8 protein-coding genes are annotated in these 9,351 nt (G+C 69.7%); 4 read left to right on the top strand and 4 right to left on the bottom strand.

Going from position 1 to position 9,351, the window contains the following annotated elements:
- On the bottom strand, positions 1-1,116 hold a 1,116-nt coding region (locus CNO22_RS22775; RefSeq protein WP_100501561.1), incomplete at its 3' end, for a purine-cytosine permease family protein.
- Between the two features lie 117 nt (positions 1,117-1,233).
- Between CNO22_RS22775 and CNO22_RS22770 the strand changes: the two genes are divergently transcribed.
- On the top strand, positions 1,234-2,751 hold the full coding sequence (locus CNO22_RS22770) for a PucR family transcriptional regulator (protein WP_100501559.1): 1,518 nt from the start codon (positions 1,234-1,236) through the stop codon (positions 2,749-2,751).
- A 49-nt stretch (positions 2,752-2,800) separates the two neighbouring features.
- Here the strand turns inward: CNO22_RS22770 and CNO22_RS22765 are convergent, their stop codons facing one another.
- The 3 genes from CNO22_RS22765 to CNO22_RS22755 form a co-directional block, all read right to left on the bottom strand.
- Positions 2,801-3,607: an IclR family transcriptional regulator gene (locus tag CNO22_RS22765; RefSeq protein WP_100501557.1), complete on the bottom strand. Its 807-nt coding sequence runs from the start codon at positions 3,605-3,607 to the stop codon at positions 2,801-2,803.
- A gap of 97 nt (positions 3,608-3,704) precedes the next feature.
- Complete coding sequence (locus CNO22_RS22760; protein ID WP_100501556.1) at positions 3,705-4,934, bottom strand: M24 family metallopeptidase; 1,230 nt, start codon at positions 4,932-4,934, stop codon at positions 3,705-3,707.
- 42 nt (positions 4,935-4,976) lie between these two features.
- Positions 4,977-6,302, bottom strand: coding sequence for an MFS transporter (locus CNO22_RS22755; RefSeq protein WP_198588539.1), 1,326 nt, complete (start codon positions 6,300-6,302; stop codon positions 4,977-4,979).
- A gap of 238 nt (positions 6,303-6,540) precedes the next feature.
- Between CNO22_RS22755 and glyA the strand changes: the two genes are divergently transcribed.
- The 3 genes from glyA to CNO22_RS22740 form a co-directional block, all read left to right on the top strand.
- Positions 6,541-7,824, top strand: coding sequence for a serine hydroxymethyltransferase (gene glyA, locus CNO22_RS22750; RefSeq protein WP_198588538.1), 1,284 nt, complete (start codon positions 6,541-6,543; stop codon positions 7,822-7,824).
- A complete protein-coding gene (locus tag CNO22_RS22745) occupies positions 7,824-9,056 on the top strand; it encodes a sarcosine oxidase subunit beta family protein (protein ID WP_100501553.1) in 1,233 nt (410 codons plus the stop codon). Before glyA ends, CNO22_RS22745 begins: the two co-directional genes overlap by 1 nt.
- 24 nt (positions 9,057-9,080) lie before the next feature.
- Positions 9,081-9,351: sarcosine oxidase subunit delta (locus CNO22_RS22740; RefSeq protein ID WP_100501551.1), on the top strand; the 271-nt coding region annotated here is incomplete at its 3' end.

Here is a 9,351-nt window from a genome sequence, read left to right as displayed (position 1 = left end):
GACCAGCCCGATGAGCCAGGTGTCCAGGACGGTCGCGAAGTCCTCCTGGAAGATGAAGAAGACCACGACCGCCATGGACAGGACGCCGACCAGCACGCTGAGACTGCGGCGGGGGATCTTGATGTCGAGCGCCTGCGTCGCCACCGAGAACGTGTAGATGTTGAGGATGTTCGTGGCGATCGGCCCGTGCAGGACCAGCAGCAGCACCGGGATGGCCAGCGCCCCGTAGTTCTCGACGATCAGCTGGCCGGGGTCCACGGATCCGTTCTTGGTGGCGAGGGTCGCGCCGAGCACGCCCAGCCAGACGACGGGGATGAACTGGCCCAGGGTGCTCGCGAGGTAGAGCTTGCGCCGCGGCATCCGCGTGCTGACGAAGCGCGAGTAGTCGGCCGCGTAGGTGAACCAGGTGATCCCCCAGCCGATGCCGATCGCGGTCATGATCGCCGTCATCGCGGCGAGCCGCTCGCCCCCGGAGAGGACGGCGCCCTCCGGCCCGGCGTAGGACCAGTCGATGTCGAGGAAGAACCAGGCGACGACCGACATCAGGACGAGGACCGCGATCGTGGGCGGGACGGTCCACCGCTCGAAGGCCGAGATGGCCCGGTAGCCGAGCCAGGAGATGGCCACCTGGATGGCCATGAGGAACGCGGCGACCGCAATCTTCGCCGCGTAGTTCTCCCCGGTCGGGTCGACGACGCCGAGCTTCCCGAACAGGGCCATCACCAGGTCGAGGATGATCCACGTGTTCACCGCGCACCATCCGATCGACAGCGCGGCCTGGATGAGCGAGGGCAGGTAGTTGCCGCGCCGGCCGAAGGCGGCCCGGGACAGCACCATGCCGGTGACGCCCGTCTTCTGGCCCATCAGCACGAAGAGGCCGAACAGCGCCATGCCGATGAGGTTGCCGAGGATCAGGACGGTCAGGGTGTCGGCGAGGCCGAGGCCGAGGTTGATGCCCAGCGCGCCCAGGACCCAGTTGATCGGCGCGATGTTGGCGCCGCACCAGATCCAGAACTGCCCGGAGACCTTGGTGGTCCGGGAGCTCTCGGGGATGGGTTGGAGTTGCTCCTCGACGTCGTGGATCGAGGGCGGTTCGGGCTCGGTCGCGGCGGACATGGCGGCCTCCGGTTCGACGGGGCTGGGCTGGGGGTCGTCACATCGTGGGTGTTGCGGATCACGACCGACAAGACGCACAGTGTCGTGCATGAGCCGCGATTTTCCTGACACTCCGTCATGCGGCTGACCCTGGGTCGGGCGCTCAGGCACCCCAGCCTCCGCCCCGGGCAGCCGCGGTTGCTGACCGGGACCGCGGGCCTGCAGCGTCGGGTGCGCTGGGTGCACTCGAGCGAGGTGCTGGAGATCGCCTCCCTGCTCCGCGGCGGGGAGCTCCTCCTCACCGGCGGGTCGATGCTGGCCGCGGCGGCCGCGGTCGACCAGCGGCGCTACGTCACGGAGCTGGCCGACCGGCACGTCACCGCCGTGGCCGTCGAGACCGGCCCTCGGTTGCCCTCCGTCCCGGCGGCGGTGGTGAGCCAGGCCGACGTCCTCGGCTTCCCGGTGATCCAGCTGCGCCGCCAGATTCCCTTCGTCGACGTGGCCGAGGCGATCAACGCCGAGCTCGTCAACGACTCCGTGACGCGCCTCCGGCGCGGCGGGGAGCTGGCACACGACCTGTCGGCCGTGCTGGCCGGCGGCGGCGACGTCGCCGCGCTGCTGGACACCCTCGTCCAGCGGACGGGGTTGTCCGTCGCGCTCTTCGACAGTGCGGGAGAGCTCATCAGCGAGGTCCGTGGGGCGCACACGCCCGACGGACTGCTGGAGACCATGCCGAATCAGGGCGTCACCTCACGCATCACCGTCCGGGGTGCGCACGCCGCCACCCTGGTCTTCCACCCGCGCGCCGACACGGACCTGGATCTGCTCGGCATCGTGACAGAGCGGGCCGCGGAGGCACTCGGCCTCGCCCTGCTGAGGTCCCACGCACCGTCGACCCGGGACTTTGCCGCGAGCGAGCTCGCCCGCCTCGCCGGCCACGGCGGGGGTGACCGCAGCCGACTGACACACCTGGCCCAGGTGGTCGGGTTCGACCCCGCCGATCCGGTGGTGGGGATGTCCGTGACCACCGCGACACCGGGGGCCGGCCTGCCGGGCTTCGACGGGCGGCTCCGCCAGTACGGCCGGATCGCCATGGACGCGTCCGACACCGAGGTGCGCGTCGTCCTCTCCCTGACCGACCGCAGGAGCGCCGCCGCGCGTCGCAACGCCCTGGTCGTTGCCCTCGATGAGTGGGTCCGGGAACTGGACGCCGTAGTCGTCGGTGTCGGGCCGGTGGTCCCGGACCTGGCCGGGGTCGCCACGTCGATGGAGCTGGCAGTGGCGTCGATGCGGCAGCGATCCGCCTACGGCCCCGGGTCGGTCGTGGACGCAGTCACCACGATCGTCGAGACCCTCCTGGACACCGACGACGCGGTCGCCGCGCGGTCTCGCTTCGTCCGCGGCCAGCTCGCGATGCTGCTGGCGCTCCGCGCGAACGAGGGCGATCTCCTCTTGCACACACTGGAGACCTATCTGGACTCCGGCTGCAACAAGACCCGCACCGCGGAGCTGTTGCACCTGCAGCGGCAGTCGCTCTACGGGCGCCTGGACCGGGCCTTCGGGCTGCTCGGCGGTGACCCGACCGGCACCTCGCGCGCGCTTGCCCTGCATCTGGCGCTGCGCTTGCGCCACTCCGAGCACCTGATGGGCCGGTAGGCGGTCCGGTCAGCGCATCGATCGCTCAGCCGGGAGACGAAGCCTCGCGTCAGACGCCGCCGAGGCGAGAACTCACCTGCTGAGCAGCGGCGGTGACCGCCTCCACGAGCACGGAGAGCTGCTCGGTGGAGATGCGGAATCGGGGCGCCGACAGCAGCACCGCCGCGACGACCTCGCCACGGTGGTCGACCACGGGGGCGGCCACGCCGACCTCCTCCAGGGAGGTCTCCCCGTAGTTGACCGCGCAGCCACGGTCGGCGACCTCGCGCAGCCTGACCAGATACGCGTCCAGCACGGCCTCGGTGAGACCGGGGAGGTCGATCGCCCCCTTCATCACCAGACTGCGGACGGCAAAGGGCTCCAGTTGGGCGAGGAACACCTGGACCGACGAGCTGGCCGCCGTGTCGTAGCGGGTCCCCAGCGGCGTCGTGTGCTTCACCTGGTGCTGGCTGGGCACTTGCTCGACGCAGATCGCCTCTCCCCCGTCCCAGACCATCAGCGCAGCGGTCTCCCCGGTGCGCCGGCTGAGGTCGTGCAGCACCGGGTACGCCACCCGGCGCACGTCGAGGTCGGCCAGCAGCGGTCCGGCCATCGCGATGACCCCCAGGCCGAGCCGGAAGCGGCGGGTGGACGGATCACGCTCGACGAGGTCCTCGAGCTCGAGGGTGGCGAGGATGCGCGAGACCGTGCTCTTGTGCAGCCCCACGCGGGCGGCGATCTCGGACACCCCGAGGAGCGGCTCGTCCACCGTGAAGGCCCGGAGGACGGCGAGACCGTTCTTCAGGACCGAGATCCCGCGGGCCTCGCCGTTCTCGGGGAGGTCCTCGGTGAGGGACCGGCCGTCGGTGGTTGTCATCGGGCTCCCCTGTCGTCGTTCGCGTCGTCGACGATGCCACGTCGCGGACGGTGGACCCCGCGACGTGGCATCGGCGACTTGCCCGGGACGCCGGCGTTCAGACGCCCAGGATGTTGTGCTCGGGCCCGAAGGGGAACTTCGTGATGTTTTCGGCCCCGCCCTCGTGCACGACCAGGATGTCGTGCTCCCGGTAGCCGCCGGCTCCGGGCTGCCCCTCGGGGACCATGATCATCGGCTCCATGGACACGACCATGCCCGGCTCCAGGACGGTGTCGATGTCCTCCCTCAGTTCCAGGCCCGCCTCCCGTCCGTAGTAGTGGCAGAGGACGCCGAAGGAGTGCCCGTAGCCGAAGGTCCGGTTGGGCAACAGACCGTGCTCGATGTAGATCTCGTTGAGCTTGTGCGCGATCTCGGCGCAGGTGATCCCGGGCTTGATCAGGTCCAGGCCGGCTCGGTGCACGGCCACGTTGATCTCCCACAGTTTCAGGGAGCGCGTGTCGGGCTCGCCATAGAAGAGCGTGCGCTCGAGAGCGGTGTAGTAGCCCGACGTCATCGGGAAGCAGTTGAGGCTCAGGATGTCGCCGCGCTGGACGCGGCGGGTGGTCGGCCAGTTGTGCGCCCCGTCGGTGTTGATGCCGGACTGGAACCACACCCAGGTGTCGCGGATCTCGGTGTGCGGGAAGGTGCGGGCGATCTCGCGGACCATGGCGTTGGTGCCGGCCAGCGCCACCTCGAACTCGGGCACGCCCTCGGTGATCGCCTCGCGGATGGCCGCACCGCCGAGGTCGCCGATGCGCGCGCCGTGCTTGATGAGCTCGATCTCCTCGGCCGACTTCACCATGCGCTGGCGCATGGCTGCCTTCGAGATGTCCACGAGCACGGCGTCGGGGAACGCCGCCTCGAACTTCTGCCGCATCTCCAGCGGCAGGGTGTCGTCCTCGACCCCGATGCCGCTGGGGTTGATGCCGCGACTGTGCAGGCTCTCCCGGATCACCCACACGTAGTTGTCGCGGTGCCAGTCGGTGTAGACGACGTTGTCCCCGAAGGTGCGCCGCCAGGGCATGCCCGCGTCGATGTTGGCCGAGACGGTGAACTGGTCGTCCTGCGTCACCACGTAGGCGTACGGGCGACCGAAGGACGTGTAGAGGAAGTCCGAGTAGTACTTCACGTTGTGGTACGAGGTGAGCAGGGCGATGTCCACTCCCTCGTCGGCCATGGTCTTGCGCAGCGCCGCCAGGCGCCGCTCCATCTCCTCGGCAGAGAAGGTCTGCTGCTCCTTTTCGCCGTTGTGGATCACCTTCAGCCGCTCGAGGTCAGCAACGGACACGGTTCTTCTCCTTCTGTCGGGTGGGACGGGAGTCAGGCGGGGTCAGGACTCGCGCAGTGGCGTGCGGGCGGTCTCGCGGCTCATCAGGACGGCGCCGGCGGACACCGCGGCCGCGGCCACGAGGTACCAGGCCGGGGCGACCGTGCTGCCGGTCTGGGAGATGAGCAGGGTCGCCACGAAGGGCGCGGTGCCGCCGAAGACGGCGTTGGCCAGGTTGAAGCTGACGGCGAACCCGCTGTAGCGGATCCGGGTGGGGAACATCTCCGCCAGGAAGCTGGGCAGCGTGCCGTCGTTGAGGGTCAGCATCCCTCCGAGCAGCACCTGGATGAGGACGACGACCAGGAACCCGGCGCCATCGAGGAGGAGGAAGGCCGGCACCGTGAAGAACACGAACAGCGCTGAGGCGGTCAGCAGGACCGACCGGCGGCCGAAGCGGTCGGAGGCCATCCCGGTAAGGAAGATGAAGCCGATGTAGGTGGCCAGCGCGATGGTCGTGGCGAGGAAGGACTCCGTGTCGCCGAACCCGAGCTCCTCGGACAGATAGGTCGGCATGTAGCTGAGTAGCACGTAGAAGGCGACGGCGTTGAGAAGGGCCGCGCCCAGGGCGAGCACGAGCGGGCGGCGGTGGGTGCGGAACATCTCGAACACCGGCGCCCTGGCGACGTCCGCCTGATCCTCCAGAGCGCGGAAGGTAGGCGTGTCCTCCAAGCGGTACCGGATGTAGCGGCCGATCAGGCCCATGGGTGCGGCCAGCAGGAACGGCAGTCGCCATCCCCACGAGTGCATCTGAGCGTCGGAGAGGACGCCGGTCAGCAGCGCGGCGAGCAGTGAGCCGAACAAAAGACCCGCGGCCGTGCTCGCCGGTACGACGGCGGCGTAGAGCCCTCGGCGGCGCGCCGGGGCGTACTCCACGAGGAACGAGGACGCACCCGCGTACTCACCAGACGCGGAGAAGCCCTGCACGACCCGGACCACCAGGAGGAGCACCGGCGAGAGGAGCCCCACGGCCGCGTAGGTCGGTAGCAGCGCGATGGCGAACGTGGCGATCGACATGATCAGGATCGAGTAGGACAACGCGCTCCGTCGCCCGACCTTGTCGCCGATGTGCCCCCACACGAGCCCGCCGACCGGCCGCACGAAGAACGAGATCGCGAAGACGGCGAACGTCAGCAGGAGGCCGGTGGTCCGGTCGGTCTCCGGGAAGAAGACCGTGGAGATCGTGGCCGCCAGATAGCCGTAGACGGCGTAGTCGAACCACTCGACGAAGTTGCCGATGAAGCTCGCGGCGACCACGCGGCGGCGGACCCCGCGGTCCACGGCCGTAGGGGCCGCGCCGGGATCGGAGACGGTGGGGGCGTGCTGGCTCATGGCGGCCATCCAAGGGGCTCAAAGTTTCGCCTGAGGTCGGCCCGTGTTGCGTTAACGGCAACTCGGTTGCAGTGACCGTAGAAGTGGCGCGCATCACTGTCAACCTGCGGAAGGACACAGTGCTCGCAGTTCCATGCACTCCCCCGCTCCCATGCAGGCCGCTTGACGGTGTAGCGCGTCACACCTAGGTTGCTCGTCAAGCAACGCCGTTGCGCTTTTGCAGACGAAGGGACCTGCTGTGGCCGACATCCTCGACCTCGAGCTCGCGAGCCTCGACCCCGACGTGCATGCCGCGATCACCGCGGAGCTGGAGCGTCAGCAGTCGACACTGGAGATGATCGCGTCGGAGAACTTCGCCCCCTCGGCGGTCATGCAGGCGCAGGGCTCGGTGCTCACCAACAAGTACGCCGAGGGCTATCCCGGCCGTCGGTACTACGGCGGCTGCGAGCACGTGGACGTCGTGGAACGGCTGGCCATCGACCGGGTCAAGGACCTGTTCGGCGCCGAGGCGGCGAACGTGCAGCCGCACTCGGGCGCGCAGGCCAACGCGGCTGTGATGTTCGCGCTGCTGGACCCGGGCGACACCATCCTCGGTCTCGACCTGGCCCACGGTGGGCACCTGACCCACGGCATGCGAATCAACTACTCCGGCAAGCTCTACGACGTCGTGCCGTACCACGTGCGTTCATCCGACCTGCTGGTCGACATGGATCAGGTGGAGCGACTGGCGCTCGAGCACCGGCCGAAGATGATCGTGGCCGGATGGTCGGCGTATCCCCGGCACCTGGACTTCGCGGAATTCCGTCGGATCGCCGACCGCGTGGGGGCCTACTTGCTCGTCGACATGGCGCACTTCGCGGGCCTCGTCGCGGCAGGGCTGCACCCCAATCCCGTGCCGCACGCCCACGTGGTCACCACGACCACGCACAAGACGCTCGGCGGCCCGCGGGGTGGCGTCATCCTGAGCACCGCCGAGCTCGCCAAGAAGATCAACAGCGCTGTCTTCCCGGGCCAGCAGGGCGGTCCCCTCGAGCACGTGATCGCCGCCAAGGCCGTGGCCTTCAAGGTGGCCGCGAGCGAGGAGTTCCGCGAGCGCCAGCAGCGCACGCTCGACGGCGCGCGCATCCTCGCCGGGCGGCTGCTGGCCGACGACGTGCGGGAGGCCGGCATCTCGGTCCTCACCGGTGGCACGCAGGTCCACCTGGTCCTCGTCGACCTGCGCGACTCGGCGCTCGACGGTCAGCAGGGCGAGGACCGGCTGCACCGCATCGGGATCACCGTGAACCGCAACGCCGTCCCCTTCGACCCGCGCCCGCCGATGGTCTCCTCCGGGCTGCGCATCGGCACCCCGGCGCTGGCCACCCGTGGCTTCGGCGTCACTGAGTTCCGCGAGGTCGCCGACATCATCGCCGAGGCGCTCAAGGGCGAGCTCAGCCACGAGACGGCCGCCGAGCTGCGCGGCCGCGTCGAGAGCCTGGCAGGCAAGTTCCCCCTGTACCCGAACCTGGACGGGGAGCTGTGATGAGCGCGCAGACCGATCCGCGCCATCTGCCCGAGCACCCGGACTGGCTCTGGCGCAACCCCGACCCGAAGCCCTCCTACGACGCCATCGTCGTCGGCGGCGGCGGCCACGGCATCGCCACGGCCTACTACCTGGCCAAGAACCACGGCCTCGCCAACGTCGCCGTCCTCGAGAAGGGCTGGCTGGCCGGCGGCAACATGGCCCGCAACACCACGATCATCCGGTCCAACTACCTGTGGGACGAGAGCGCGGGCATCTACGAGTTCGCGCTCAAGCTATGGGAGCAGCTGCCCGCCGAGCTGAACTACGACTTCCTGTTCAGCCAGCGCGGGGTGCTCAACCTGGCGCACACGCTGCAGGACGTCCGAGAGGCCACCCGCCGGGTCAACGCCAACCGGCTCAACGGCGTGGACGCCGAGTGGCTGAATGCCGACGAAGTGGCGAAGATCTGCCCGATCCTCAACGTCTCCCCCGACATCCGGTACCCCGTGCTCGGGGCGACCTTCCAGCCGCGGGCCGGCATCGCCAAGCACGACCACGTCGCCTGGGCCTTCGCCCGCGCCGCCGACCGGCTGGGCGTCGACTTCATCCAGAACTGCGAGGTCACCGGCTTCCTCAGGGACGGCGACCGGGTGGTGGGCGTGGAGACCACCCGCGGGCCGATCTCCGCCGGCGTCGTCGGCCTGGCCGCCGCCGGGCACAGCAGCGTGCTGGCCGAGCGGGCCGGGTTCCGGCTGCCGGTCCAGTCCCACCCGCTGCAGGCGCTGGTCTCCGAGCTGTACGAGCCGGTGCACCCGACGGTGGTCATGTCCAACCACGTGCATGTCTACGTCTCGCAGGCGCACAAGGGCGAGCTGGTCATGGGTGCCGGGGTCGACTCGTACAACGGCTACGGCCAGCGCGGGTCGTTCCACGTCATCGAGCACCAGATGGCTGCCGCGGTGGAGCTGTTCCCGATCTTCGCCCGGGCGCACGTGCTCCGGACCTGGGGCGGCATCGTCGACGTCTCCCCCGACGCCTCGCCGATCATCGGGGCGACCCCGGTGGAGAACCTCTACGTCAACTGCGGCTGGGGCACCGGCGGCTTCAAGGCCACGCCGTCGGCCGGCTGGACGATGGCGCACACGATGGCGACCGGGGAGCCGCACCCGCTCAACTCGCCGTTCGCGCTGGACCGGTTCAGCACCGGTGCGCTCATCGACGAGCACGGCGCCGCCGCCGTCGCCCACTGACCCGGAAGTCCGAGAGGAGCCAGCGTGCTGCTGCTGACCTGTCCCTGGTGCGGGCCCCGGGACGAGACCGAGTTCTCCTACGGGGGTCAGGCCCACGTCCCCTACCCCGCCACGCCCGCCGACCTGACCGACCAGGAGTGGGCGGAGTACCTCTTCTACCGCGACAACCCCAAGGGACCCTTCGCCGAGCGCTGGGTGCACAGCACGGGGTGCCGGCGGTGGTTCAACGCCATCCGCGACACCGCCACCTACCAGGTGCTGGCGGTCTACCAGCCCACCGACCCCCGCCCCGCCG

The organism is Geodermatophilus chilensis (assembly GCF_002802985.1).
GTDB classification, from domain to species: domain Bacteria; phylum Actinomycetota; class Actinomycetes; order Mycobacteriales; family Geodermatophilaceae; genus Geodermatophilus; species Geodermatophilus chilensis.
Note: the sequence above shows the minus strand (reverse complement) of the source record. Positions and strands in the feature narration are given on the sequence as shown.